Consider the following 24,381-nt stretch of genomic DNA (forward strand, 5'->3'; position numbering starts at 1 on the left):
CAGCAAGCACCCCTGCAAGGACACTGAATTTTGGTGCCATTCCTTAGTTTCCTTTTGCACAGCTTAGGTCTTCTTTTAATACACTTCTGGCTGGCGATTTTTTTAAAGTTTTTTAAGATGAGGCCCCATTTTAGCATAAACGGGTTAGAAGTCTTAGACTCTCATCTGTTCTTGGTAGTACAAGCTGTGCAAAACCTTGACTTCCTCTTCCTCTTTGTTCCCATCAACCATGGATTGCAAAGACCCCTTGATCGCAAACAAGGACATGTAAATATGCACGATAAAAAAGCCCACCAGCACCAGTCCTAAGAAATTATGCGCCAATGCGCTTAGGCGCAACAAAGAAATTTGGTAAAGCCCAAAAAAGTTAGCAATGGTGCTTAAATCCTCCGTATTGAAATATAAGATCCCCCCACTAGCAATCATCACTAACCCCCCCAAAGTGGCAATCCAAAACCACATCTTCTGCCCGGCGTTAAATTTATAAGCGGGCACGGGTTTTTTCTCTTTGGAGAGATAGCCCCCCATGATCACCAGCCATTTGATGTCTGCCAGTCTAAAGAACATGTCTTTAAGCCACATGAAGAGCATAGGCAACACCGCCACCATGAACACCACGCAACCCACGCTATGCGCAACTCTACAAAAGCGCACAAACGCCCCGCCCCCAAAGAAATCCCCAAAGATCATAATCAGTCCGGTGGGCACAAGCAAAATAAAACTGACCCCTGCTATCCAGTGGATGATGCGGTTAAACAAGCTAAAAAAAGGGATTTTTTGGCCACTGTGCTTGAATTGTTTAGGGCCAATGACAAGATAGTGCATTAAAAAGCCAAAGCCCACACCTAGCACCACGGCTAAAAAGAGCCATAAAAAATAATGCCCCTGCCAAAGCGTCCAAAGTTCGCCTAGCTTGGTCGTGTCTCTCTGTCCATAGGGCAGAATGCCTAAAATGCGTTCTTGATCTAGGGGGGTGCTTTGAGCGTTTAGAATGGCACTCAAGCCCGCTAAAGTGAGAAAATGTTTCATCAATCCCCCTTAAGGCGTTGCGCCCTCGACTTGGTGCGTGGCTTTGGTTTTAAAATCTTGGGCGTTGGCATATTTGGCCATGACACGCCGTCTATAAATATCGGCGATACTCAGCGCATCGCCCACCAAGAGGGCATTAGTCGAGCAAGTCGCCGCACACATGGGCACTTGCCCGCTGGCGATGCGATTGACCCCGTATAATTCCATCTCTTTTTGTGAGTGGGTGGGTGCAGGACCGCCCGCACACATGGTGCATTTGTCCATCACGCCACGCACGCCAAACGCCCCATCTCTGGGGAATTGGGGCGCGCCAAAGGGACAGGCATACAGGCAATACCCACACCCAATACAGGTTTCTTTATCGTGCAAGACGATCCCATCCTCACGGATGTAAAAACAATCTACGGGGCAAACCTGCGCGCAGGGCGCGTCTGTGCAATGTTGGCAGGCGATCGAGATAGACTTTTCCTTGCCCTCCACGCCCTCATAAAGGGTAATGACCTTGCGCCGATTCAAGCCCACTTCTAAATCGTTGGAGTGCGAACACGCCACAGAGCAGGCAAAACAACTAATACAGCGGTTGTCATCGCAATAAAACTTCATGCGATTGGCATTGGGGATTTGTTTAGCAGGTTCTAAGTTTGCCATGTTAAGCCTTTTCAATGCGGCACAAGCCGGCGTTAAACTCAGGGATTTGGGTGACCGGATCAAAGCCGTAATTGGTGATTGTGTTCGAGCTTTCCCCAGTGGTGTAGGGCTTGGTGCCCTCAGGGTAGCGATGACTCAAATCCACGCCCTGCAACACCCCCGCAAAGCTATAGGGCATGCAAATGCGATCGGGGGTTACGGAGTGGCTAAAGATTGCCTTGACCTTAATTTTAGTCCCCTCGGGCGAATGCACCCACATCATTTCCCCATCTTTAATTCCGTGGTTGAGTGCCAAATCGGGGTGGATGTGGCAAAACATCTCGGGCGTGATGTGGGATAGATACTTGCTGGTGCGCTCCAACATGCCCGCCCCGCTCAAATTCACCAAGCGCATAGAAGCGATCACAATGGGGAATTCTTTAGCCCACTCTTGTTTGTTTTGCTCGCTGGCATAGCGCACATCCACCCTAAAGTTATTCACTTGGTCTTTAATGGCGGGGTATTTTTGCACTAAATCCGGACGCGGGGAGTGCAAGGGTTCGCGGTGCAAGGGGATTTGATCGATGAAGTTCCACACAATGGCGCGCGCACGCGCATTCCCATAGACACAAACGCCCTTTTCATCGCATTTCTTTTGGATAAGCCCGCTGGTATCGACTTTCCAGTTATCCCCCATGATCGCCTTTTCGTGATCTGTGAGCTTGATCCCTAACACCTTTTCAATATTAGCCTTAGTGATCTCAGGGTACCCCCCCTTGATCGCCGAGCCCTTGATCGTAACACTCTTATCGGCTAACAAATCCTGCCCCTTATACTCTTCCCCAAAGCGCGCCCTAAAGCCCATGCCCCCCTCTTTGGTGGGGGTGCTAATGTCGTATAAAATGGGCGTGCCGGGGTGTTTTTCTGTCCAAGCTGGCCATGGCAAGCCATAATACTGCCCTTTCATAGGACCATAGCCCTCTTGGGTGATGTAATCAAACATGTGCCAATTTTCTTGCTGGGCTTTGAGCCGTTCAGGTGTCCAGCCCCCAAGCCCTATCACCTTAACCGTGCGCGCGATCTCACGGGTGGCGTCTTCGGGCCAGCTAAAGTTCTTTCTCACCTGCACCAAATCCCCGTTTTTATCAAAATCACAGAGTAGGGCTTTGGTGTATTCTTCATAAAAGCCAAACTTCTTGGCCATTTCAAACATCAATTCATGGTCTTGCTTGGCTTCATAGAGGGGCTTGACCACTTGGGATCGCCACTGGGCGGCGCGGTTTGTGGCGACCACGATCCCCTCGCACTCAAACTGGGTTGCGATGGGCAAGACATACACCCCATCGGGTTTTTCTGTGAGGATCGCCGCCTCGTTTAAAAAGGGTTCGGCGATCACCATTAAATCCAGCTTTTCAATCGCCTCTGCCATTTTGACATTGTGCGCTAGGGAGGAAACCCCATTGCCCTGCACCCAAAGCCCCTTAATGGGGGCGTTGGAGTGGGTTTTAGATTCTTGTAACACGCCCTCATGCCAAAGTGAGATGCTAAAGCCTTTTTTGTGCATCCATTCGGGGGCAAAAAAGCGTTTTTGCAAACTCTCAAAGCTCACCCCCCAGCACTTGGCATAATAACGCCAACTAGCTTCACTCAGGCCATAATAACCGGGCAAATTATCTGCCAAACAGCACATATCCGTAGAACCTTGCACATTGTCATGCCCACGCACAATATTACAACCCCCGCCCTTTTTGCCCATGTTGCCGAGCACTAATTGCAAAATAGACAGCATGCGCGTGTTTCCACTGCCTACGCTATGCTGTGTGATCCCTAAAGCCCACGCCAGCGTGGCCGGCTTAGCTGTTGCAAAAACGCGGGTAGTTTGAATGAGTAAGCTGGCCGGCACACCCGTGATGTCTTCCACCACTTCGGGCGTGTATTTCAAGGCTTCTTTTTTGATCTCCTCGATCCCAAAGGATTGGGTTCTAATGACCTCTTTATCCTCCCAACCATGCTTAAAGATCAAGTGCAACATGCCATAGATAAAGGCAATGTCCGTGCCCGAGCGAATCCGCACATAGATGTCCGCCTTAGCCGCGCTCTTGGTAAAGACCGGATCGATGACGATGAGTTTAGCGTTATTGCGATCCTTGGCCTGCAAGAAGTGCTTAAAGCCGATCGGATTACTCACGGCTGTATTAAGCCCGATCATCAAGATCGCTTTAGAATGCCCGACAATGTCCCCGAAATGGTTTGTCATCGCACCATAACCCCATGTATTCGCCACACCGGCGACTGTGGTGCTGTGTCAAATGCGGGCTACATGATCGATATTATTCGTCCCATAAAAGGCGGCAAATTTGCGCCAATAATAGGCTTGCTGGGAGTTCATTTTAGCACTCCCCATAAACATCATGCTATCTGGGCCGTATTTTTCGCGCATTTTGAGCATTTTTGCGCTGATTTCATCGATGGCTTGCTCGTAGCTGATGCGCTTCCACTGCCCGCCCTCGCGTTTGAGCGGGTATTTGAGGCGCATTTTAGATTTGACTAAGTCAATTTGATCCACGCCCTTACAGCAGTGGCTACCCGCGCTGATGGGGTGATCTTGGGCAACATCTTGGCGAATCCACACCCCGTCTTTGACCTCGGCGATGATTCCACAGCCTGCCGAACAGATGCTACAAATGGTTTTAACTCTTTTAACCCCCTCATTGGGGTCGATCACACTCTCTTTTTTACTCGCTTTGGTGCTGGCAAAGGCTAAGCTTGCCCCTGCCCCTGCCCCAATTGCACCCATTTTCAAAAAGGAACGCCGACTTAATTTTCCCATGTTACTTCCTTTCTCAAACTACCACACACTTTTATAGAAAATCTCCCAAGCGGGGGTTTTATGGTAGAGAATTTCCTTTTTATTGCTCTTGCCCACCACTACGCCATTGCTACCCTTATCCGTGTTGGGGAAGTGCCTCTCGGGCATGGTGGCTAGCAAGCTCTGCCCTGCTAGAGCCCCCACGCCCAGTGCGCCTAACTTCTTTAACGCCTCTCTTCTATTCTCCATGACAACCTCCTAAGCCAGGTTGAAAAACAACCTCTCGTGTTGGATAAATGCACCTAAGATTATAGCGAAGCTTTGATAACACACGCTTTTTTTATGCGTGCTGATAGCCTCCAAAAAGGCATCGCTGAAGAGATGGAAGAAATCCTTAAAGAGTTTTTCATGCAGGCTAAAAAAGCCCTGATCCTCTAAGAGTTGCTGTAAAAACGCGTTCATCATCAGAGTTAAAAAAGCTAAATCGTCTTCAGCAATGGGGCTAGTGATTGTGTAACTCTCTATGTGTAAGCCTGATTGCTTTAAAAGCGCGATGGCTTCTAGGCGTTTCTTGCCATTGTCTTGGCCTTCTAGATAGTAGGACGCGCTTAAGGGCACAAACACCTCCCCAGGGGCAAACAACACGGCGTTTTGCTCCGCCTCAAAGGCTTGCAAGCCCTGCGCTAAAAAAGTGTCAAACTCCTGCCACGCCTGCGCGCTACTCACATCAAAGGGGAAGTTTTTTAAATGCGCCACTAGGGCTTTTAATTCGCTAAACACGCCTTGCGTGTGCACAAACACCACCATGTAATGCCATAGGCGGTAGTAGATCGCGCGCGCGTAAATGAGATTAGGGTCTATAGATGTCATTTGAAAATGGAGTTGATGTCTAGCATGTCTTCTAGCATGATCTTGACCTTGCAATCTGGGCAGGCGTATAGAGTGGCGATTCTGCGCGCATCGCCTTGAAATCTAGGGATCATCATTTGGGCGATCTTTTGCACGCTCTTAGTGGTCCCAATGGGCTTGCCACACATTTTACAGCCAAACAAGCTATCTTGCGCCATGATTTTGGGCGTGGAGTAAGAGGGGTTTAGCGCGATCCCATCGCGCTCTAAATGCAAACAATCTTTTTCAGGGCAGGTCGCCTCGCAATACCCGCATGTGGTGCACAGACTGGGGTTAAACAAAAGGGTGTAGGTATTGCCATCAATGCTCAAGGCATTGGTATTGCACGCTCCCACACAAGAGAGACAGAGGGTGCAATTAGAGTTGATCTCTATGTGCCCATAGCGGATAAAACTCGCTGAGGGCACGCGCCCATAATCCCCCTGCCCTATGGCGTGCTGGAGGCGTTGGGCGAATAGATCGCGTTTGGTGCGTGCGGGGATAGTGGGGGGGGTGAAGTGGGTGGATTCTAAACACTTGGCGCGCTGCAAGCACGCTTGTAAGCTAGCAAGATCGCTAGCTAGCAAGATCGCTTCTTCTTGGTAGAGTTGGGCGTAAATGCCATTGAGCAGGGCGATGCTCTCCAAAGTGCCCACGCCCAAATCTTGGGGAGCATAGAGTACAATTTGACTCCCACTCTCTTGTAATAGCGTGAGCAGGGCGACTTGTTCTAAGATATTCAGATTGACACAGAGGGGCAAAACCTCCTTTTTAAGGGGAGTGAGGGGTAAATCTGCCCTGTGATCTAAGAGCAGGGGGATATAACCCCTATAGAGTTTAGCCACCTCCTGCATGCACTCCAAGCTAAAACTAGCATAACTCAAACTCCCACTAGGACACACACTAATACACTGACCACAATCAATACAAGCTTGGTGCTTGATGAGCAAATGGCGGTTGTCTTCACACTCTAAGCCTTGATCTAGAGCGATTTGGGGGTCTAATTTAGTGATCGCTTGAGTGGGGCAAACTTCGCTGCATTTGCCACAACACTCTACGCGCCGTTGGTGGTATTGGCAAATCTCCTTGTTATAGCTAAAGAATTCGCTAAAAGTGCCCTCCGGCGTGGGGGTGTGCTTGGTGGAGTCAAAATCAAATTGCAGGCCGTGGACTTCATAGAGTAAAGAGAGGCTTTGGGCGAGTTCTAGGGGGCTTTGGGCGCTATTTTCTAGCAAAAAATTGATCTCCCTACCCACCCTCTTAGCCCCCTGCAAGGGCACATTAGAAACCACGCATTCTAGGCTTGAATCCACCCTGTCTAAAACCTCAATGTGATCGTGCAGGGGCAAGTCGGGACATTGAGGGTTTTTAATATAGAGAAACTCTAGCATGTCCTGATCTTAAAATAGGGGCTTAAATGAAAAATTAACATGAATTTTGCTTGTCTTTCCAACGATCTTTAGTCAAATAATAGCCCACATAGCACAAAATCCCATACCCAATGGTCAAATAAGCCCCCGTGCGCTGTTCGGGGTCAATATAAGCCCCAAAAACGCCAATTAAAGACCCACTAATGCCAATCACTTGGATTAAGGGTAAAAAGGGCGCGCGGTAGGGGAGTTCGTCTAAGGATTTGCCCGAAGCCAAGAATTGCTTTCTAAAATTGTATTGTGCCACGCTCACGCTAATCCATACAATGATCACGCTAAAACTAATGATGTTGATCAGGGCTTCCATCATTTCTTTAATCTTGCCATTTCTAGCGTATTCGTTGCCAAACATAATTAGCAAAGTAAAGCCCATGGATAAATACATTGCGTAAATGGGCGTGCCCTGTTTGTTGAGTCTGGCAAAAATGGGAGGGAACATTTTTTTTTGGGCTAAACCATAGACCATGCGGCTAGAAGCGTAAATCCCCGAATTGGCTGTGGAGAGAATGGCGGTGATGATTACAAAATTCATAATGTCGGCAGCATAGGGAATTCCCGTCCCAAAAAAGGGCAAAGGGATACGCTCTAGAGCACTCACAAAGGGACTTTTGACAATGCTAGAATCTGTCATAGGCAAAAACACCGCAATCACAAAGACGGAGCCCAAAAAGAAAAACACGATGCGCCACAAGGTTGCCCTAATGGCTTTTGGCATCACCACGCTGGGGTTTTTAGTCTCCCCCACGGCTACGCCTATGATCTCGGTGCCCGTGTAGGCAAAAATCACGCCCAAGATCGCACCAAAGACGGCATGGATTCCCTTGGGGAAAACCCCTGCTTCTAGCCCATTTTGTGGATCGGGGGTGCTGATATAGAAATTATGCAAGACACTCTCCCAGCCGTATAAATAGACTTGGTGGAAAATCCCCACGATCCCTAAAATAATAAAAATAAAAACCGCTAAAACCTTGATTGAGGCTAGGAGAAATTCTCCCCGGGCAAAAATGCGCACCGAAAACACATTGAGCAAGAATATCAGCAACACACAAGCCCCCACCCAATACTCAATAGGGACGACTTTTGGATCAACCCAGCGTTGCATGAGCACGCCCACCGCAAAGTATTCCACTGCCACGGTGACAATCCAACCCACCCAATACATCCAAAACACCATGTAACCGGTTGCCGGTCCAATAAAACGATCGGCATAATCCCCAAAACTCCCCGTGCTAGGATAAACGCTGGCTAGTTCGCCCAAAGATAGCATGATTGAATAGACAATCACACCCCCGACTAGATAGGCAATCAAAGTCCCTAGAGGACCGGCATTGGCAATGTTGCCCCCCGTGCCCACAAATAACCCAGTCCCAATCGTCCCGCCTAGAGCAATCATCAGTAATTGCCCTAAATGGATATCCCGACTCAAACCCTGTTGATCTGGTTTAACCTTTTCTTTTTCCATTTCTCTTTCCTTATGGGTGCGTTAAAAACATTTAGTGAGTATCCAATGCTAGTTTAACGCCTCAAAAAGGCATGCCAAATGGCAAGTTTAAGATAGTGGGGGGGAAGAGCGGTGTAAATGGGGCACATGGCTAGCTTAAGCAAACCACATCCACTTGGCACAGATTACAATACCCAAGCCCAGTAGCAAAGCTAAATGGTGGATTACAGAGGCTAGGGGGTTTTTTTTGTTTAAAAACTTGCAAGCCAACGAGATAGCCACCATCGCAAAAATCGTGCATGCCAACAACACTTTAAGCATCAAAACCTTTTGGAAGGGTGTTTCCAAAAATCCCTTATCACCCCCCACATACACGCTTAACATCATCCCACCACTGAGCAAGAGCCACAGGACACACAAGGGCATGATTTTAATGGCACGTGTTGAGATGCCTTGTTGGGCTTTTTGGGCGATCTCCTCCCCATACATTCTTTTGACACTGGGGAAGATCACCACATCAAAAAAGAGATATCCGATAAAAATGATCGCGCACAGAAGATGGGAGATGAGCAAATAGGGGTAGAGGGCCTGCATCGTTTCCATGTCCTTACAAAAATTAGAGTGTGGATTGTAACATGTCCGCTTGATTTTGGAGTAAATATTTTGTTATAATAAAAATATTTAACTTGTAATACTTTTCTAAGGAATGATAAGAGCCATGTTGCCTAAAAAGTCTCAACAAATATTATTGTTTAGCCAAAATGCAAAAAAAGCTGGTGCAATTTTTCTTTTGGCTCTCCCTTTGGGCTTGCAAGCTGAAAAAAATGCGGGTTTTATCGGGGTTGGTTTGGAAATCGGGCGAGCCGATAAAAAGCTTGTGGGGGAGAAAAACGGGCAAATCTTCCAAGTGCCTCAAGGCACAGTGGCATTGAGTGCAGCTAATCCACCGCCCAGTGCCTATAATCCTGATGGAACGCTCAAAGACACCGGGCTTAATGATTGTAACCCGGGTAATTGTAAGGCAGAATGGACCCCCGGGATGATGCCTAGCGACAATGCCAAAACTCTGCAGGGGGCGGAAAACCCGGGCAGGAATGCACCCATGTTTGGCTTGAATGTGATTGCCGGTTACAAACAATTTTTTGGCAAAAAGCGTTGGTTTGGGTTGCGCTACTATGGCTTTTTTGACTACGGGCATAGCAATTTCTCTAACGCTACCGCCTCCAATTATACGAGTGTCTTTTTTCAAAATAATGACAAAGTAGATATGTATACTTATGGCGTGGGCACAGACATGCTCTTTAATATTATCAACAAACCCAAACTCAGCGTGGGGCTTTTTTTGGGCGCACAATTTGCCGGTAACACTTGGACGAGTAATAAAGTCAGCCGTCTTAAACAGGGTTATCTCATCGGCACGGTGCCCGGTGAGTGTGCTTATGTTCCTGATCCATCGAATGTTAACCCATGTGCATCGGGTTATACTCCAGACCCCAGTGTATCTGTTGGCACAAATGGACAGATTAATACCGCTAGTCTTGTTACCACCGGACCTTTAACCAGCCGTGTAACTACCACGCATTTCCAATTTTTGGTGAATGTGGGGATTCGGGCCAATTTCATCGAACACCATGGCATTGAATTTGGGATCAAAATCCCCACCATCCCTCTTCTTTACTACAAGGGTGTTGCACAAAAATACCTCACCCCCAATGGGAAAGGCGTTTGTGATGGTCCGTGTGAGGGCTATTACACCCTCAGCCAAACCTTTAGACGGCAATACTCCATGTATTTGCGCTATATTTATAGTTTCTAGTGTAACTGATAGCCCAAAACTTGCACGAGGGCTTGGGTGCTGGATTTGAGCACTTTATCCATTAACATTTCTAGCTTATCTCTTTGCAACCAAACGGGTTTTTTGACCGCGCTTAAATCTTGTAAAGCCACTACCGCCTCCTCATAGGTCCCCACATGATCGATTAACTTGAGCTCTAGAGCCTGTTTGGCACTAAAAATCTTGCCCTCGGCAAATTTGGGCGCATCTTTAGGGTTTAAATGCCTTGCCTTAGCCACATCACCCACGAACATACCATATTGCTCGTCTAGCAGGGCATCTAGGTATTGCTTTTCTTGAGAAGTCCAAGCGCGCGTGAAGGTCCCCACCTCTTTATAAGCCCCTTTGGACATGCCTTGTGCCTTGATCCCGAGTTTGTCCATCAAGGGGGCAATGTTCATGCCACTAAAGATCACCCCAATAGAGCCCACCAACGCCCCGCGGTTAGCATAAATTTTATTAGCCACCATGCCCGCATAATAGCTCCCGCTTGCCATCACGCCACGCACATAAGCCACCACTGGCATTTTTTTAGCCAAATGCGCCACCATGTCGCTAAGTTCCACACTGGCACTAATGCTCCCCCCCGGAGAGTCGATGATCAACAACACGCCCTTAATGCTGGGGTTTTGCTTGATCTTAGCAATCTGATCGGCAAAACTCTCACTCTCAAAAATAGGACCATAGAGGTAGAGTTTGGCTAAATTAGGTTCTTGCACTTTGTGATCGGTGTTGCTCAACAACACAAAAGCCACCAAAGTTAAAAAGACAAAGGTTTTAAAATACTTCGTGACGAAGTCCAAACACGAAATGATCGCTCTGCCTATCTTAGAAAACATGCGCTCTCCTACAATTTTAGTTTTATTATACTAGGTTAAATGAAAGTGTGTTATAACACAAATCAAAAAGAATCCAGAACATGGCGTGCAAATTCTGCCCTAAAATCAAACCGACTGATTTGTTATTCGTTCTGGTGGCAGGGGTGGCTTTTTATGGAGTCTATGCCTACCAAATGAATCAAGCCCACCAAGAACAAGAACAGCGGGTCAAAGCCTTTGAAAAACTCCAACGCGATTGTGTTTTAGGGCATGACAAACATGCATGCCAACAAGTCTTTAAGGATTAGCATGTTCGCTAAAGTTTTGCCTTTTGTCTTGGTGTCTTCCTTGCGGTTTTTAGGACTCTTTATTGTCTTGCCCGTGATTGCCCTCTATGCTGCACACTTCCAAGCTAATGCCTTAATGATGGGTCTGGCTGTGGGGGGAGCGTATTTGACGCAAATTCTCTTCCAAACACCCATTGGGGTTTTAAGCGATCGCTACAACCGCAAGGCGGTTGTGCTGTGGTGCTTGGCGGTGTTTGTGCTAGGATCGCTCATTTGCTTTTTGGCTCACAATATCCATACTCTAGTTTTAGGGCGTTTGATTCAGGGCATGGGGGCAATGGGGGGGGTTTTAAGCGCAATGGTCGCCGATGTGGTAGAGGAGGAGAAGCGCACAAAAGCGATGGCATTCATGGGGGCAGGGATTTTTATGGCTTTCACGGCTGGCATGGTCATAGGTCCTAGTGTAGCGGCTAAATTTGGCGAGGAATGGCTCTTTTTACTCACCGCACTACTCAGCTTGTTTGCAATGTTTTTAATGGCGTTCAAAGTCCCCAACCCACCTAAAATTTTCTATTCTCTCAAAGAAAAGCCCAGAATGAGCGATGCGCTCAAAGACAAGGATATTTTCATTATCAATATTTGTTCGTTCTTTGAAAAATGTTTGATGACCTTAATTTTTGTGCTGATCCCCCTAGCCATTGTGCATGATTTTAAAATGGATAAGTCGGCATTATGGGAAATTTATAGTTTGGGCGCGCTCTTGGGGATGGTGAGCATGGCACCTGCGTCCATCATTGCCGAAAAATTCAACAAGGCTAAGGGTGTCTTGCTAAGCGGGGTAGCGATGTTTTTGGTGGCTTATCTGTGCTTGGCTCTAGCCGATCGGCATGCCAGTTCGCCCACCACTTGGCTTTTTATCACTGGAATTATGATCTTTTTTGCCGGGTTTGGCACGCTTGAGCCCATCATGCAATCTCTAGCCAGCAAATTGTGTAAAGCCCACCAAAGAGGCTTGGTTTTAGGCTTGTTTGTAACTTACGGCTATGCGGGCTCTTTTGTGGGCGGATTGCTAGGCGGGGTGGGCTATAAGCTTTTGGGCGTGGAAAAAACAGCCTTTATTGTGGTGGGGGTGTGCGTGCTGTGGTTGGGGCTGGTGTTCTTTTTAAATAACCCTGGTCAGCAAAAAAATGTCTATTTCCCCTTAGATGCTTTTGAGCGGGAAAAATTCCAGGCTTTAGAGGGTATGGTCGGGGGCATTTTAGAATGGTATGTCAATGAAACGCAAAATGTGATCATTGTCAAATACGATGCCTCACAAATTAGCGAAGAAAAGATCATCCAAGCCTCTGTGGCTTTTAGAAAATCCCCCACCCACTAACACCACAATTTTACGCCTTTACGCCCGCTTGGGCTATCTGCCTAGATATGTCTGATGCGCTTATAACCTTGCAAGGCAAAGAACAAGATGTAGAAGTAACCCAGCATGGGCACAATGTAAGAGAGGATCAGCCCAACATGATCGGCCATGAGACCTTGCAAAGGAGGGAGCAGGGCACCGCCCACAATTGCCATGCAGATAATCCCAGAGGCTTGGGAGGTGAATTTGCCTAGCCCTTTGGTGGCCAGAGAAAAGATCGTGGGGAACATGATCGAGTTGAAGAGCCCGATGGCAATTAGGAAAAAGATGCTGATCTTGTCGTCTAAGATGATCCCCACAAAGAGCAAGACCACATTGATAATGGCATTGAAAGCCAAGCATTTGTTGGGCGCGATTTTTTGCATGATCGCACTCCCAATAAAACGCCCCACCATCGCCCCACCCCAATAATAGGCGATATATTGTGCCCCCGTTTTTTCGGGAATTTGGGCGACCTCAAACATGGTTAAAACCAAAAACGAACCAATAGAAACCTCAGCCCCCACATAAAAGAAGATCGCAAAAGCCCCTAGCGTAAAGTGAGGATACTCTAGGGCACTTTTTTTGCCATCGTGGTTATGTTCGCTCACTTCTTGGGCTTGTTCGCGCACATCGGGCAAGCGCAACCAATAAACCACAATGGCTAAAACAACCAAGGCTCCGGCAATCATCAAGTAGGGGCCTTGCACAGACTGGGCTTCTTTGACTTTATCCACAACCTCTGTTGTGTTAGAGATAATGAGCATAGAGCCAAAATAAGGTCCTATAAAAGTGCCCAAAGAATTGAAAGCTTGCACTAAAGTTAAGGTCCGCTCCTCCTTGCCCGGAGCCAAAAGGGTTACAAAGGGGTTGCCCGCTGCTTGGAGCAAGACCACCCCGCTAGCCAAAATAAAAAGCGCGCCTAAAAAGATAGCATAGGAAGCCATCGAAGCAGCCGGGTAAAACAAAAGACACCCTATGGCGGTGAGCACAAACCCCAAAACCACCCCGATTGGATAGCCGATCTTTTCTAAAAGTTTGCCAAAAAAACCCCCCGTGATAAAATAAGCCCCAAAGAAACAAAGTTGCACAAGAGAGGCTTGGAAGTGTGAGAGATCAAAAATTTTTTTGAGATGTGGGATGAGAATATCGTTTAGGACGGTGATAAAGCCCATAGCAAAAAATAAAGCTGTTAGGGCTGCTAGAGCAAAATTATTACTTTTGGTTTGCATTAGACTCCTTGATTAAAAGTTTTATAAAGTGTAATTAAATGTTGTGTAGAACTATCTTCATGGGTGCTGGGGGCTTGCCTGCCATGTAATTGGGCTAAAATATCCTTAGCTAACTCCTTGCCTAGCTCCACGCCCCATTGATCAAAGCTGTTAATATCCCAAATGATTCCTTGCACAAAAATCTTATGTTCATAAAGGGCGATCAAAGCCCCGATGCTCTTAGGCGTGATCGCATCTAATAAGATCACATTACTAGGGCGGTTGCCTGAGAAGACACGATGAGAAGCAAGCTTGCGCGCTTTTTGCTCTTCCATGCCCATTTGCAAGAGCTGATCGCAGGCTTGGTTATAATCCCGTCCTTTCATAAAGGCTTGGGCTTGGGCAAAAAGATTGCTGAGTAATATCTCGTGATGTCCAGACAAATGTCCCTCCTTACTCAAAGAGGCGATAAAGTCAATGGGGGTTAGGTGCGTACCTTGGTGGAGGAGTTGGAAAAAGGCATGCTGGGAGTTGATCCCCAAATCGCCCCAAATAATGGGACCGGTGTCATAATCCACCACTTCCCCCCCTAAAGTGGTGCGTTTGCCATTGCTTTCCATGTCTAGTTGCTGGATAAAGCGTGGGAAATAGCGCAAATATTGATCGTAGGGGGCAATTAAGTGGCTTCCGGCATCAAAGAAATTGACATACCACACGCCCAGCAAAGCCAAAATTACGGGCATGTTATGCGTAAAGGGGGCTTCTTTAAAATGCTTGTCCATCTCAAATGCCCCCTGCAATAAGTTTCTAAAATTCTGCTTGCCTAAATAGATCATGATGGAGAGCCCAATAGCTGACCACAAGCTATAACGCCCCCCCACCCAGTTCCAAAAGGAAAACATGTTGTGCGTGTCAATCCCAAAATCTTTAACAGCTTGCTTGTTGGTCGAAACCGCCACAAAGTGTTTAGCGATATGGGCTTCATCTAGGGCGTGGGCTAAAAACCATTGCCGTGCACTGAGGGCATTGGTAAGAGTCTCTTGGGTGGAAAAAGTCTTAGAGGCGACAATAAAAAGGGTGGTCTCTGGATGGACCTTATCTAAAACCCCTTGAATCTGTGTCCCATCGACATTGGAAACAAAATACATGTTCAAGCGGGGACTAGCATAGCGTCTTAACGCCTTGCACACCATCAAAGCCCCCAAATCCGACCCCCCAATCCCAATATTGACCACATCGGTGATCACTTGGTTGGTATAGCCTAGCCACTCCCCACAACGCACCGCATCGCTAAAACTCTCCATGCGTGCCAACACTTCACGCACAGCGGGCATGACATCCTGCCCCTCTACCATGATCGACTCTTCACCCTGATAGCGCAAAGCAGTGTGCAAAACCGCGCGCTCCTCAGTGGTGTTGATCTTTTCGCCCCCAAACATGGCGTTGATTTTGGTAGATAACTGGCACTCCTTAGCCAAATCTTGCAATAATTGCAAAGTTTCATCATTAATGCGGTTTTTAGAATAATCCAAAGAGATAGGACCAGCTTGTAAAAAATAACGCATGGCACGCTCAGGATCTTCTTTAAACATATCACGCATGTGGGTGTTTTGAATCGCCTTAAAATGTTCTTGCAGGCGTTTAAAGGCATTTAATTTAGTTAAGTGTTCTCTCATGCTCACTCTTTGTTTAAATGGTTTTCTAGGGCGATAGCAACTCCGGCTAGACCGGGGTATTTGGCCAAGACGACATAAACTGGAATGGCTGCCAAGTAGGCATCAAAACGCCCTTTATTTTCAAAACGCACCCTAAAGGGTGAAGTTTTAAAGTAATCAATAAATCTGGGGATGATCCCTCCGCATAAATACACCCCCCCGCGCGCCCCCAAAACCAACGCCATGTTAGAAGCCACCGTGCCCAAGATTGTGCAAAAAATATCTAGGGTAAGACGGCATAGAGGCGATTTCCCGCCCAAAGCCTGCTCGCTAATCATCTCTGGGCTCATTTTGGGAGTCTTGATCCCCTCGCGTTCGGCTAAAGCAGCATGGATCAACACTAATCCCGCCCCGCTTAAAAGCCTCTCGGCTGAAACATGCCCGTATTTTTTCTTGGCATATTGCCAAATGGCGATTTCAGTATCATCAAAGGGCGCAAAGCTCACATGCCCCCCCTCTCCAGATAAGGCAATGTAATGCCCATTGTGGCAAGGAATGAGGGCACTCACTCCTAGCCCAGTGCCCGGTCCAATGACCAACTTAGGTGCGTGGAGCGCGCAGGCTGTCCCCCCCACTTGCAACAACTCATCATCGTTTAATTGTGTGATCGCATAAGCTTGGGCGGCAAAATCATTAATGAATAAAAGTGTATCAAACCCCAAAGCCTGGCGGGTGGTTTCAATTGAAAACGCCCAGTGGTGGTTAGTCATCTGCACCCAATCCCCAATGACCGGGTTAGCAATGGCACAGGCAGCTAGTTTCACAGCCGGATTACCCACTTTGTTTAAATAACACTTGATTGCATCCACCACGCTATGGTGATCGTGGCAAGCTAGGACCTCAACTGAATCGATTTCCCCTGAGGTTCTTTCTAGTCCAAAGCGCGCGTTCGTCCCACCAATATCAGCCAGCAAGCGGGGATAAGTATTAGGCAGTGTAGAAGACATGGCAGAGCACCTTTTTGGAATGTAAGATTAGAGAAATAGGGAGTTTGGAGTCTAACTTTTTAGCCGCCTCTTCAAAGACAGCACGTTTTTGTGTGCCCGAAATCAGCAACCAAAGCTCTTGGCAATTCTCTAGGGCATGTAAACTCAAACTAATGCGCGTGTGGGGTGCATTTTGTGGGGTGGTGAGTACGAGGGGGTCTGTCGTGCTAATGGCATGCTCAAACTCGGGCGCATCGGGGAAAAGCGAGGCAGTGTGCCCATCTAGACCCATGCCCAGCACAGCCAAATGGGGTTGTTTATAGTGATCTAGGGCTTGTTGCAAAATTACCTCATAGGGGAGGCTAGCCTGCGTGAAAAAGGGCATAAAGGGGACATCAATCCCCCATTTAAAAGAAACTGGATCAATCAAATGCTCTTGGATCAAGCGTGCGTTGCTGTCCCCATGATGAAAGGGAACAATGCGATCATCGACTAAGCTTAGTATATAGTGATTCCACACATGCAACCCGGCTAAAACCTCCAAAAATGGAATCGGGCTCTTGCCTCCTGAAAAGGCCAGATGGACACCAGAGGGGTTGGCTTGCTCTAAGGCATCTAAGAATTGGCAACCTTGAGCCCCAAAACGCTCCAAAGATGACCCCAAATCAAAAAAATCAAACATAACCATCCTTTGGCGTGTGCCAGCTACGTCCCTCAGATTCTAGGAGATCAAAAGCCACTTTGGGACCAAAACTCCCGGCTGGGTAGGTGAATAGGGGCACTTGGTTTTGCTCCCATGCCTTTAAGATGGGATCGACCCATGCCCAGGCGGCTTCCAACTCGTCTTGATGACTAAAGAGGGCCGGATTACCCCGTACAGCCTCCAAAATGAGTTTTTCATAAGCATCCATGCCTTGATCCAAGTGTGCTTGTAAGGGGGGCACGCCCTTTAAGTTCAGTTCTAGGGTGTACTGGGGCTGTAAGTTTAAGATCAGTGCCCCGCCTCCTTTGAAAGCCAGCACGATTTGCACTAAGGAACTGCCCATGCGTTTGCCCGTGCGCAAGTAAAAAGGCACGCCCGCCCACATAGACGATTGCACCTCTAGTTTTAGAGCAACAAAAGTCTCAGTTTGGCTCTGAGCGGGAATATTGGACTCTTGGGTGTAACCCTTGAGCCCATCGCTAGAGCCGTATTGGGCGCGCACGACTTGCTTAACAAAAGCTTGAAAATCTAGGGGCTTGAGGCTTTTAAGCACGCTTAGCTTAGCATCTCTAAGTGCTTGGGCGTTGGGGTTTTTGAGGGTGGGTACAGCGATTAGGCTTAACATTTGGAGCATGTGGTTTTGGAGCATGTCGCGTAAAGCCCCCGCGGTGTCATAAAAGCCCCCGCGGTTTTCCACACCCAAAGTCTCCAGCACGCTAATTTGGACATGATCGACCTGCTCTTTGTTCCACAGGGCACCTAGGATTGGGTTTTTGGCCCTAAGTTCTAAAAGATTTTGCACGCTCTGCTTGCCCAGATAGTGATCGATGCGGTAAATCTGATCTTCTTGGTAATATTTAGAGATTTGAGCGTAAATGTCTTTACAAGATTGCAAATCAGACCCCAAAGGTTTTTCTAGCACAATCTTAACCCCGGGGGCGTTCAAGCCCACCTGTGCCAAATGCGCACATGCCATCGCAAAAAACTCTGGGGCGATGGAAAAATAGATTAAAGTGTTGGGGAGTGTGCGGTGCTGGAGTTGTTTAAAATCATCGGGCTGGGTGAGATCAATAGAAAGATAGCGGATGTTTTGGCAAAAGAGTCCCCAGCTTTGTGGGTCTAGATTTGGGATATATTCTTGGGCTTTTTTGGTTAAATTATCTTGGAAGGTCTCATTATCTAATTTGCTACGCGCCACTGCGCTAATAATCGGGGCTAACAGCTTGCTTTGGTGAGCCAAATAAAGGGCGGGGAAAATCTTACGCATGGCTAGATCGCCTGTTGCGCCTAGTAAAATCAAATGGCATTCTAACATGCGACTCCTTTAGGGCTATGGTTTTATAATAAAAAAGATAGCATAATTATAGCTGTAATTCGATCATTATAAGGACAACCATGCCTAAAAAAACCCTAGAGGACATTACAAAAAGTATCATTGAAAGGAGCAAGCCCACACGGGAAGCGTATTTAGAACGCATCGCCGGGCATAGTGGCAAAATTGCCCGTAAGGATTTGGGCTGTGCCAATCTCGCCCACACTTATGCCAGTTTGCCCGAACACTTGAAAGATGCCATTAAAGACACCAACAAGCCTAATTTTGCCATCATCTCCGCTTACAATGACATGCTCTCTGCCCACCAGCCCTTTAAGACCTACCCCGATATTCTCAAAGAGACTTTATCAGAACATGGGGCGATCGCCCAGTTTGCCGGGGGGGTGCCCGCCATGTGTGATGGGATTACACAAGGTTATGCGGGCATGGAATTAAGCCTTTTTTCGCGTGATGTGATTGCAATGAGCACGGCGACCGCGCTCTCCCACAATGTTTTTGATGGCGCGTTTTATTTGGGTGTGTGCGATAAAATCGTGCCCGGGCTCTTGATGGGCGCATTGAGTTTTGGGCATTTGCCGGCTATTTTTGTTCCCTCGGGTCCTATGACTAGCGGAATCTCCAATGCCCAAAAATCCAAAGCCCGCGAACTCTTCGCGCAAGGTAAAGTTTCACGCCAAGACTTGTTAGAAAGCGAAATGCAGTCTTACCATTCTGTGGGGACTTGCACCTTTTATGGAACGGCTAATTCTAACCAAATGATGGTCGAGCTAATGGGCTTGCACCTGCCCAACTCGGCTTTTATTAACCCCAACACCCCCCTAAGAAAGGCTTTGATCCAACAAGCCGCAACCCACATGGCACAACACACCCCCAAGCCCATTGGACAGATGATTAGTGCAAAAAATATTGTCAATGCGATGGTGGGTTTGATGGCAACGGGCGGTTCGACCAACCACACGATCCACTTAATCGCCATCGCCAAAATGGCAGGCATTATCCTCAATTGGGATGACTTTGATGCGATCTCTAGCATCACCCCGCTTTTGACTAAAATTTACCCCAATGGAAAAGCCGATGTCAATCAATTTGAAGTTGCTGGGGGGTTAGCTTTCGTGGTGCGCGAGTTGCTTCAAGCGGGGCTTTTACATGAGGATTGTGAAACGATTATGGGAATCGGGTTAGAGCCCTACACACAAAACCCCTTTCTAATTGGGGGCAAACTCACCTACCAAGTGGGCACTCAAGAGAGCCTCAACACAGAGATCGTGCGTGGTGTTAAAGAACCCTTTAGTCCCGATGGGGGTTTGAAAGTCTTGAAGGGCAATATCGGGCGCGCGGTGATCAAGATTTCAGCTATCAAACCTGAGCATTACAAAATCCAAGCTCCTGCTCTAGTGTTCAAATCCCAGCAAGATTTGATTGATCGCTTTAACAATCAAGAACTACAACGTGATTTTATTGCGGTGTTGCCCTATCAAGGTCCCCGTGCCAATGGCATGCCCGAATTGCACAAACTCACACCCATTTTAGGCACGCTTCAAGATCAAGGCTTTAAGGTGGCTTTGATCACCGATGGGCGCATGAGCGGGGCATCTGGGAAAGTCCCAGCAGCTATCCATGTGAGCCCTGAAGCCCTTTTAGGAGGGCATATCGCCAAGATTCAAGAAGGCGATTTGCTACTTTTAGATGCCAAAGAGGGTATTTTAGAAGTGCTTGAGCCCAAAGAGTGGCAGAATAGAGAGAGTCAGCCCTTTGAGCGCGCTAGTGTGGGGAGCGGGCGCGAACTTTTTGGGGGTTTTAGACAATTGGCTAGCAGTGCTGAAAGTGGCGCAACTAGCTTTGGATTTTAAAGAATTTAAAGGAGATAACATGAATAGCCACCAAGTTTTAACCACAAGCCCCATTGTCCCAGTAATGGTCATCGAGCATGCCAAAGATGCCGTACCTCTAGCGCGCGCCTTAGTGGCTGGAGGGATTAAGATTTTAGAGATTACCTTGCGCACCGAGCAAGCTTTAGAATCAATTCGCCTGATCGCTCAGGAAGTCCCGGAAGCCTTAGTGGGAGCGGGCACGATTTTAAACCCTAAGCATTTAGAAGAGGCACAAAAAGCCGGTGCGCGTTTTGCCATTAGTCCGGGGCTCACCCCGCATTTAGCCAAAGAGGCTAAACAATTTGATTTGCCCTTGATTCCGGGTGTGGCGGGGGCTAGCGAGGTGATGTTGGCTTTAGAATATGGTTTGAACCACTTAAAATTTTTCCCTGCCCAAGCGGCTGGAGGGGTGGGGATGCTCAAATCTTTGAGCGGGCCCTTTGAGGGGGTGTATTTTTGCCCAACCGGGGGCATTAGCCTAGAAAACATGCATAGCTACTTAGCCCTTAAAAATGTGCTGTGTGTGGGGGGATCGTGGCTGGCTCCTAAGGATTTGGTCGCTAATGGCAAATGGGAGAATATTACCCAGATTGCACAAGAGAGTTTGGGAATGCTACAAAAAAACACATAGTAAGAGGAGTTTTGAGTATTTTTGAAAAAGACTAGAGGGCACTTAACCCATAATGTGCCAAACTAGGGAAAACAAATAAAGGAGTTTTGATGTCCGATCTGTCTTTTTCACGCCAAGCAATCCAATCGTTTAAACATTTTGTTTCTTTACGTAACAAAGTTGCCTTATGGCTCTCCGTTGTTGTGCTGGTATCTTATTATAGTTTCGTGCTGAGTATTGGGCTCTTCCCTGAGATTTTGGGTTATCGTTTAGGGCCTAGTGCCATCACCCTGGGCATCCTCATAGGCATTTTTTTAATCATACTTTGCATTGCGCTCACCGGGGTTTATACATTCATTGCCAATACGCATTTTGACAAGCAACAAGAGATGATTCTGCATGATTTGGAGCAAAGCGGTGCGTTAGAGGAGTGCAAACATGGCAAAGTTTAAACTTTATCTCATTTTGTGGTTGGCTGGCGCGCAAGTGGCACTGGGAGCGGGGTTTGAGAGCACAGGGGGTGCTAAAAGTGCGTTTAACCCCACTGCTGTGGGCATGTTCTTGGTTTTTGTGCTCAGTACGCTTTGCATCACCTACTATTCTAGCAAGAAGAGCCAGAGTGCTAGTGGGTTTTACACCGCTGGGGGCAATATTACCGGCTTACAAAATGGAATCGCCATTGCCGGGGATTACATGAGTGCGGCAAGCTTTTTGGGCATCACTGCTCTAGTCTTTACCAATGGCTTTGATGGTCTCATCTACTCCGTGGGCTTTTTGGTGGGCTGGCCTATCATCTTGTTTTTAATTGCCGAAAAGTTCCGCAATTTGGGCAAATTCACCTTTGCAGACATCACGGCTTACCGCTTGGATTCTAAGCCTATCCGTGTGATCTCAGCCATCTCAGCTCTAAGCGTGGTGGTCTTCTATTTGATTGCCCAAATGGTTGGTGCGGGGCAGTTGATCCAGTTGCTCTTTGGCTTGCCCTACTGGCTGGCGGTGGTGCTGGTGGGTGTGTTGATGATTTGTTATGTCGCCTTTGGGGGCATGCACGCCACAACGTGGGTGCAAATTATCAAGGCGATTTTGCTCTTATTGGGGACTTCGTTCATGGCGGTGATGATCTTATACTTGACCAAATTTGACTTGAGCCACTACTTTGGGCAAGCCATCAAACACCACCCTAAAGGGGAGGCGATCATGTCCCCGGGCACCTTTTTACCCAATCCCATCGCCGCTATCTCTCTAGGTCTAGCCTTGATGTTTGGCACAGCAGGTTTGCCCCATATTCTCATGCGCTTTTTCACGGTCAAAGATGCCAAAGAGGCGCGCAAATCGGTTTTTTATGCCACCGGTTTCATTGGGTATTTCTATATCCTCACCTTCATTATTGGGTTTGGGGCGATCGCCTTGCTCTATACCCAAAGTGAGTTTGTCAATCCCGATGGCACTTATAACGGGCTAAAAAACATGGTGGCGATCAATCTAGCCGGCGTGGTGGGAGGCGATGTTTTTTTGGGTTTCATTTCAGCAGTCGCCTTTGCCACTATTTTAGCGGTGGTCTCAGGGCTGGCCATCTCAGGAGCGGGCGCGATTAGCCATGATCTCTTTGTCAATGTTTATAAAAATGGCACATGCGATCCCAAGCTAGAGATCAAGGTAACCAAGGTTGCGACTTTATTTTTAGGGTTACTAGCCATTGTCTTGGGGTTGGTGTTTGAAAACCAAAATGTCGCCTTTATGGTGGGGTTGGCCTTTGGGATTGCTGCTAGCGTGAATTTCCCCATCTTGCTTTTGAGCATTTATTGGAAAGATCTCACAACTAAGGGCGCATTCTGGGGTGGGTTAATTGGCTGGCTAGTGGTGATCACAATGGTTTTACTCAGCCCTAGCATTTGGGTGAAGAGTTTTGGACATGCCCAAGCCATTTTCCCCTACGATCACCCTGCCCTTTTCTCTATGCCCTTAACCTTCATTCTCATCATTTTGATTTCTAAATTGGACAAGAGTCCCAGAGCCCAAGTCGATCGGGCAGGCTTTAAAGCGCAAGATTTCCGTGCCCAAAGTGGCGTGGGGAGCGCACAAGCCTTAGTACACTAAGGCTTAGGAGTGGAGAGCGTTTAAGTAAATCCGGCACCTGTGCAAATATGGGCTTTAACTACCTCCACGCTTCTGACAATCTCCTCAAGTTCCATTCGCTACTCTCTTAGCGGGTAGTGCGGACTTAGGCTTATTGAGAGTTCGGGCAAGTCGCCCATCAAGGTTGCCCCATCCCTATCAACTTTGCTTTTTTTTTAGTCTTTGTATCGGTTATTTTGTCTAAGTCCTAGCTCATAACTAGGGTGCTTGGAGTGCTCTTTTGGCATCGCCGAATCGAGGACTGGGTTTTCATACAAACTCCCACTCAAAATACCGTCCTATTTGTCTAGTTTATGATTAAGGCTCAGGTATTACTTTTCTGTCAAAATTTGCATCTTGTTGTTTTTGATCTCTACGTAGAGCTCTTTGAGACCATGTGAAGAATAAGCAAGTTTTTTATGCTTATAAGCCTCGTAGGTTTGTATGAAAGCGACACGGAATAGGGAACGATCCTCGTTGTTGGGGTAGGGAGTAACATTAATTTGTGAGAAGCGGATCGTTTTATTCTCATTTTTAGCAAAAATCTTGGCTTTAAAGCGTTGGTAGGCTTTAAAATCCATCCCACTGGCATGCTTAAAGTCAGAGGCATAAAATTCGAGGTAGGAGGCAAGGTCGTTTTTAGCCCATGCTAAACGCCACGCATACAGACTACTCAAAACTAACGCTAAGTCTTTTTTAGTAGCAGGTGCAAATTGCCCCTCATAGACCACCAACAAGGCTTTTTTGCCCTTGACTAATTTGTCATAGTCCTTTAAAATATTGTTATCAATAGCAATACACCCCTTTGTATTGAGATCGTCTCGATTGCCATTCAAGGGGAGTCCATGAATCCAAATGCCATGTCCGGTGCGCTTTAAAGCCCGATCGTAAGCATTGGGGTAATTAGTCTCTAGGGCAAAGGGTCCATAATAGGCACTCAGACCGGTGAGTTTGCGCATGATTTGGTAAACACCAATAGGCGTTGCTTTATCCCCCTCCAATAACTTATATCCGGGCTTAGAACCCACTAAAGCCTTACTATCCCCCACTCTATCAAGCTTGCCATCTTCGATCTTATAAAGCGAGAGTTGGGGTCTAGCCTTGTTGATCACAAAAAGATAATCTAATTTTTCATAATAGCCATAAATAGTATCTTGCTTGGACAAAACATCTTCCCAAAACTGCTGTTGGGTCAAATAAGACTGCAAGAGCTTATCTAAGGCCTCAATGCCCTTTTGGCGATAGGTATTGACAAAATCTACCAACGAATCTGCCTGAGCACCCACACCCAACAAGACAGATAGGGCTAAAGCCCGCGCACCCTTAAAACAAATCATC

22 protein-coding genes are annotated in these 24,381 nt (G+C 47.3%); 7 read left to right on the forward strand and 15 right to left on the reverse strand.

Annotated features, from left to right (window positions below; genetic code table 11):
* Positions 1–153 precede the first annotated feature (153 nt).
* The 8 genes from FNE76_RS04485 to FNE76_RS04520 all read right to left on the reverse strand — a co-directional run bounded on the left by FNE76_RS04485 (position 154) and on the right by FNE76_RS04520 (position 8,818).
* The gene (locus FNE76_RS04485) at positions 154–1,029 is read right to left on the reverse strand and encodes a formate dehydrogenase subunit gamma (protein WP_120948225.1); all 876 of its coding nucleotides are present in this window, start codon (positions 1,027–1,029) and stop codon (positions 154–156) included.
* A 9-nt stretch (positions 1,030–1,038) separates the two neighbouring features.
* On the reverse strand, positions 1,039–1,677 hold the full coding sequence (gene fdh3B / locus FNE76_RS04490) for a formate dehydrogenase FDH3 subunit beta (protein WP_120948226.1): 639 nt from the start codon (positions 1,675–1,677) through the stop codon (positions 1,039–1,041).
* Between the two features lies 1 nt (position 1,678).
* Positions 1,679–4,486, reverse strand: a complete 2,808-nt coding sequence (locus FNE76_RS04495; protein WP_143928398.1) for a formate dehydrogenase subunit alpha — start codon at positions 4,484–4,486, stop codon at positions 1,679–1,681.
* An 18-nt stretch (positions 4,487–4,504) separates the two neighbouring features.
* On the reverse strand, positions 4,505–4,714 hold the full coding sequence (locus FNE76_RS04500; protein ID WP_013890748.1) for a hypothetical protein: 210 nt from the start codon (positions 4,712–4,714) through the stop codon (positions 4,505–4,507).
* Between the two features lie 9 nt (positions 4,715–4,723).
* A complete protein-coding gene (locus FNE76_RS04505) occupies positions 4,724–5,335 on the reverse strand; it encodes a molecular chaperone TorD family protein (protein ID WP_120948228.1) in 612 nt (203 codons plus the stop codon).
* Positions 5,332–6,744, reverse strand: coding sequence for a 4Fe-4S dicluster domain-containing protein (locus FNE76_RS04510; protein WP_120948229.1), 1,413 nt, complete (start codon positions 6,742–6,744; stop codon positions 5,332–5,334). Before FNE76_RS04510 ends, FNE76_RS04505 begins: the two co-directional genes overlap by 4 nt.
* A 34-nt stretch (positions 6,745–6,778) precedes the next feature.
* On the reverse strand, positions 6,779–8,245 hold the full coding sequence (locus FNE76_RS04515; protein WP_143928399.1) for an amino acid permease: 1,467 nt from the start codon (positions 8,243–8,245) through the stop codon (positions 6,779–6,781).
* 135 nt (positions 8,246–8,380) lie between these two features.
* Positions 8,381–8,818, reverse strand: coding sequence for a copper resistance protein CopD (locus tag FNE76_RS04520; protein WP_120948230.1), 438 nt, complete (start codon positions 8,816–8,818; stop codon positions 8,381–8,383).
* A gap of 214 nt (positions 8,819–9,032) precedes the next feature.
* On the opposite strand from FNE76_RS04520, the gene FNE76_RS04525 reads away from it, so the two are divergent.
* Positions 9,033–10,040 carry an outer membrane protein gene (locus tag FNE76_RS04525; protein ID WP_328591491.1) on the forward strand — a complete coding sequence of 336 codons (1,008 nt, stop codon included), beginning with the start codon at positions 9,033–9,035 and terminating at the stop codon, positions 10,038–10,040.
* Here FNE76_RS04525 and sppA read toward each other — a convergent pair.
* Entirely contained in the window at positions 10,037–10,897 is an 861-nt protein-coding gene (gene sppA / locus FNE76_RS04530) for a signal peptide peptidase SppA (RefSeq protein WP_120948232.1), read from the reverse strand. The two genes, FNE76_RS04525 and sppA, sit on opposite strands and share 4 nt — an antisense overlap.
* Before the next feature lie 80 nt (positions 10,898–10,977).
* On the opposite strand from sppA, the gene FNE76_RS04535 reads away from it, so the two are divergent.
* Entirely contained in the window at positions 10,978–11,184 is a 207-nt protein-coding gene (locus tag FNE76_RS04535; protein WP_120948233.1) for a hypothetical protein, read from the forward strand.
* 1 nt (position 11,185) lies between these two features.
* Positions 11,186–12,541, forward strand: coding sequence for an MFS transporter (locus FNE76_RS04540; RefSeq protein ID WP_120948234.1), 1,356 nt, complete (start codon positions 11,186–11,188; stop codon positions 12,539–12,541).
* Positions 12,542–12,582: 41 nt separating this feature from the next.
* Here the strand turns inward: FNE76_RS04540 and FNE76_RS04545 are convergent, their stop codons facing one another.
* From FNE76_RS04545 to FNE76_RS04565, 5 genes are read right to left on the reverse strand one after another with little or no spacing between them, the layout of a single operon-like run.
* Positions 12,583–13,791, reverse strand: coding sequence for a sugar MFS transporter (locus FNE76_RS04545; protein WP_120948235.1), 1,209 nt, complete (start codon positions 13,789–13,791; stop codon positions 12,583–12,585).
* Complete coding sequence (gene pgi, locus FNE76_RS04550; RefSeq protein WP_120948236.1) at positions 13,791–15,446, reverse strand: glucose-6-phosphate isomerase; 1,656 nt, start codon at positions 15,444–15,446, stop codon at positions 13,791–13,793. Before pgi ends, FNE76_RS04545 begins: the two co-directional genes overlap by 1 nt.
* Before the next feature lie 2 nt (positions 15,447–15,448).
* A complete protein-coding gene (locus tag FNE76_RS04555) occupies positions 15,449–16,420 on the reverse strand; it encodes a glucokinase (protein ID WP_407925314.1) in 972 nt (323 codons plus the stop codon).
* Positions 16,413–17,093 carry a 6-phosphogluconolactonase gene (gene pgl / locus FNE76_RS04560; protein ID WP_120948238.1) on the reverse strand — a complete coding sequence of 227 codons (681 nt, stop codon included), beginning with the start codon at positions 17,091–17,093 and terminating at the stop codon, positions 16,413–16,415. The genes FNE76_RS04555 and pgl overlap by 8 nt, the downstream gene beginning before the upstream one ends.
* Positions 17,086–18,429, reverse strand: coding sequence for a glucose-6-phosphate dehydrogenase (NADP(+)) (locus FNE76_RS04565; protein WP_120948239.1), 1,344 nt, complete (start codon positions 18,427–18,429; stop codon positions 17,086–17,088). The genes pgl and FNE76_RS04565 overlap by 8 nt, the downstream gene beginning before the upstream one ends.
* Before the next feature lie 80 nt (positions 18,430–18,509).
* On the opposite strand from FNE76_RS04565, the gene edd reads away from it, so the two are divergent.
* The 4 genes from edd to FNE76_RS04585 all read left to right on the forward strand — a co-directional run bounded on the left by edd (position 18,510) and on the right by FNE76_RS04585 (position 23,025).
* Positions 18,510–20,297: a phosphogluconate dehydratase gene (gene edd, locus FNE76_RS04570; RefSeq protein WP_120948240.1), complete on the forward strand. Its 1,788-nt coding sequence runs from the start codon at positions 18,510–18,512 to the stop codon at positions 20,295–20,297.
* Between the two features lie 19 nt (positions 20,298–20,316).
* Complete coding sequence (locus FNE76_RS04575) at positions 20,317–20,949, forward strand: bifunctional 4-hydroxy-2-oxoglutarate aldolase/2-dehydro-3-deoxy-phosphogluconate aldolase (RefSeq protein ID WP_120948241.1); 633 nt, start codon at positions 20,317–20,319, stop codon at positions 20,947–20,949.
* Positions 20,950–21,038: 89 nt separating this feature from the next.
* Positions 21,039–21,380, forward strand: coding sequence for a DUF485 domain-containing protein (locus FNE76_RS04580; protein WP_120948242.1), 342 nt, complete (start codon positions 21,039–21,041; stop codon positions 21,378–21,380).
* Positions 21,367–23,025: a cation acetate symporter gene (locus FNE76_RS04585; RefSeq protein WP_120948243.1), complete on the forward strand. Its 1,659-nt coding sequence runs from the start codon at positions 21,367–21,369 to the stop codon at positions 23,023–23,025. Before FNE76_RS04580 ends, FNE76_RS04585 begins: the two co-directional genes overlap by 14 nt.
* 350 nt (positions 23,026–23,375) lie before the next feature.
* Here the strand turns inward: FNE76_RS04585 and FNE76_RS04590 are convergent, their stop codons facing one another.
* Positions 23,376–24,380 (reverse strand): L,D-transpeptidase family protein, encoded by a 1,005-nt coding sequence (locus tag FNE76_RS04590; protein ID WP_185962996.1) that lies wholly within the window; start codon positions 24,378–24,380, stop codon positions 23,376–23,378.
* Between the last annotated feature and the right edge of the window lies 1 nt (position 24,381).

This window comes from Helicobacter mehlei (genome assembly GCF_007280785.1).
Lineage (GTDB): Bacteria > Campylobacterota > Campylobacteria > Campylobacterales > Helicobacteraceae > Helicobacter > Helicobacter mehlei.

What these genes read in the sequence shown, in the direction of transcription:
- FNE76_RS04540 (WP_120948234.1), top strand. Translation starts at nt 11,186, where the DNA reads ATGTTCGCTAAAGTTTTGCCTTTTGTCTTGGTGTCTTCCTTGCGGTTT.
- FNE76_RS04575 (WP_120948241.1), top strand. Translation starts at nt 20,317, where the DNA reads ATGAATAGCCACCAAGTTTTAACCACAAGCCCCATTGTCCCAGTAATG.
- fdh3B (WP_120948226.1), bottom strand. Translation starts at nt 1,677, where the DNA reads ATGGCAAACTTAGAACCTGCTAAACAAATCCCCAATGCCAATCGCATG.
- FNE76_RS04515 (WP_143928399.1), bottom strand. Translation starts at nt 8,245, where the DNA reads ATGGAAAAAGAAAAGGTTAAACCAGATCAACAGGGTTTGAGTCGGGAT.
- FNE76_RS04520 (WP_120948230.1), bottom strand. Translation starts at nt 8,818, where the DNA reads ATGCAGGCCCTCTACCCCTATTTGCTCATCTCCCATCTTCTGTGCGCG.
- FNE76_RS04505 (WP_120948228.1), bottom strand. Translation starts at nt 5,335, where the DNA reads ATGACATCTATAGACCCTAATCTCATTTACGCGCGCGCGATCTACTAC.
- sppA (WP_120948232.1), bottom strand. Translation starts at nt 10,897, where the DNA reads ATGTTTTCTAAGATAGGCAGAGCGATCATTTCGTGTTTGGACTTCGTC.
- FNE76_RS04545 (WP_120948235.1), bottom strand. Translation starts at nt 13,791, where the DNA reads ATGCAAACCAAAAGTAATAATTTTGCTCTAGCAGCCCTAACAGCTTTA.
- FNE76_RS04535 (WP_120948233.1), top strand. Translation starts at nt 10,978, where the DNA reads ATGGCGTGCAAATTCTGCCCTAAAATCAAACCGACTGATTTGTTATTC.
- FNE76_RS04580 (WP_120948242.1), top strand. Translation starts at nt 21,039, where the DNA reads ATGTCCGATCTGTCTTTTTCACGCCAAGCAATCCAATCGTTTAAACAT.
- edd (WP_120948240.1), top strand. Translation starts at nt 18,510, where the DNA reads ATGCCTAAAAAAACCCTAGAGGACATTACAAAAAGTATCATTGAAAGG.
- FNE76_RS04510 (WP_120948229.1), bottom strand. Translation starts at nt 6,744, where the DNA reads ATGCTAGAGTTTCTCTATATTAAAAACCCTCAATGTCCCGACTTGCCC.
- FNE76_RS04500 (WP_013890748.1), bottom strand. Translation starts at nt 4,714, where the DNA reads ATGGAGAATAGAAGAGAGGCGTTAAAGAAGTTAGGCGCACTGGGCGTG.
- FNE76_RS04585 (WP_120948243.1), top strand. Translation starts at nt 21,367, where the DNA reads ATGGCAAAGTTTAAACTTTATCTCATTTTGTGGTTGGCTGGCGCGCAA.
- FNE76_RS04590 (WP_185962996.1), bottom strand. Translation starts at nt 24,380, where the DNA reads ATGATTTGTTTTAAGGGTGCGCGGGCTTTAGCCCTATCTGTCTTGTTG.
- FNE76_RS04485 (WP_120948225.1), bottom strand. Translation starts at nt 1,029, where the DNA reads ATGAAACATTTTCTCACTTTAGCGGGCTTGAGTGCCATTCTAAACGCT.
- pgl (WP_120948238.1), bottom strand. Translation starts at nt 17,093, where the DNA reads ATGTTTGATTTTTTTGATTTGGGGTCATCTTTGGAGCGTTTTGGGGCT.
- pgi (WP_120948236.1), bottom strand. Translation starts at nt 15,446, where the DNA reads ATGAGAGAACACTTAACTAAATTAAATGCCTTTAAACGCCTGCAAGAA.
- FNE76_RS04565 (WP_120948239.1), bottom strand. Translation starts at nt 18,429, where the DNA reads ATGTTAGAATGCCATTTGATTTTACTAGGCGCAACAGGCGATCTAGCC.